Origin of the sequence: Paraburkholderia panacisoli (assembly GCF_008369935.1) — a bacterium.
Classification (GTDB): domain Bacteria; phylum Pseudomonadota; class Gammaproteobacteria; order Burkholderiales; family Burkholderiaceae; genus Paraburkholderia; species Paraburkholderia panacisoli.
The window spans coordinates 1-1,325 of record NZ_VTUZ01000147.1 but is presented as its reverse complement, the minus strand read 5'-3'; the positions used below and the strand labels follow the sequence as shown (position 1 = coordinate 1,325).

Below are 1,325 nucleotides of genomic sequence, written 5' to 3'. Positions count from 1 at the left end.
CCTACCGCCGCGAGCACAACCAAACTGGAGTCACCAAAAATCGCATGGCCGGCAAGCTGTAGGGCTGCGTCCAGTACAAGGAAAACCACCAGCAGGAAGCCCAATCCCATGACCATTCCGAAGGAAACCAGACGGGCGCGCAGCAGGAGCGCTAGTCCGGCGATACCTTTGGGCGACTCCGCGCCAAACACGACATCCAGAGCGGTATTGAGCGACGAAAACGTGGCCGAAGCACCGACAGCCACAAGGGCAATGGATAGTGCTGCGGCGACGCCACTTCCGCTTGACCTGTGTGCGTGTTCGGCAAGAGATTGCATTGCGCTCGCAGCGTCGTTGCCAAGAACGCCCTTGACGTGTTCAAAGAGCCGCCCTTTCGCTGCGTCCGGGCCAAAGAACCACCCGGCGACAGCAAGCATGATGAGGAGGGTTGGGGCAAGCGAAAAGGCGGAAAAGAAGCCGATGCTCGCGGCCATCATTGAGCAACGGTCATCCGAGAATTTGCTGATGGCCGTCCGCGCGATGGCCATCAAGGTTAGCTTGCGCGGGACGGCTTGATTTTTTAGTTCACGCAACATGCGGGACCTCACGCGCTACGCCTGTACGGCAGACTGGAAAAGAGAGCCTGGCTAACTGGCCGCTCCTGCTAGAGATACAGGTCAACGGTTTCTGGACATCCTCTCTACCGCGCTATGAGCATCCCGATAACGATGCCGCGGAGCGCCGCAAAGGCCATGGACTCTCGAGCGCGAATTCGTCGGTAGATGCGGGGACGGTCCGGTATCTGCTGGATACGGCTCATTGAGCGTTGGTGAACCGGCCTCTTCGCCGTCCTCTGACTCAATCCGGCTTGTTTCTCACTGTCGCAGGTGGGTCGCTGGCGGGCAAGGTCTCTTCATCCGCCATGTTGACATCCTTTTCGGACTTGTCACTTGCGGTGTGCTCCGGTAGCACTGCGAGCGCCGACGACAGGATCGTGCCGCCCACGCACCAGCCGAGCGCGTTCAGCTTATCTGCGCCACTGATTGCGTGCGCTACCTCGATGGCACGAATCGCGCCCTGACTTAGGTAGTCATCCCACGTAAAATGTCCGCACGCGGCATCGGGGTTTCGCCAGGACACCAGAAAGACCGTATTTCCCTGCTCTGCGGCAAAGCGAACGAACGAATTTGCGGACTGCAGGTCGAGGATGTAAAACTTGTTGATGCACGGCGGCACGATCAGTAGCGGTCGCGTCGCCACCTGATCGGTAAGCGGGGCGTACTGGGTCAGCTGGAACAGTTCGTTCTCGAACACAACAGCGCCTTCGGACACCGCGGCATTCTTGC

Annotated in this window: 1 protein-coding gene and 1 pseudogene; both read right to left on the bottom strand. The window is 59.3% G+C overall.

Annotated features, from left to right (window positions below):
* Nucleotides 1–575: YihY/virulence factor BrkB family protein (locus FVF58_RS51055; protein WP_188131245.1), on the bottom strand; the 575-nt coding region annotated here is incomplete at its 3' end.
* A gap of 370 nt (nucleotides 576–945) precedes the next feature.
* Nucleotides 946–1,325: pseudogene (locus FVF58_RS51050) on the bottom strand (class I poly(R)-hydroxyalkanoic acid synthase); the annotation flags it as partial.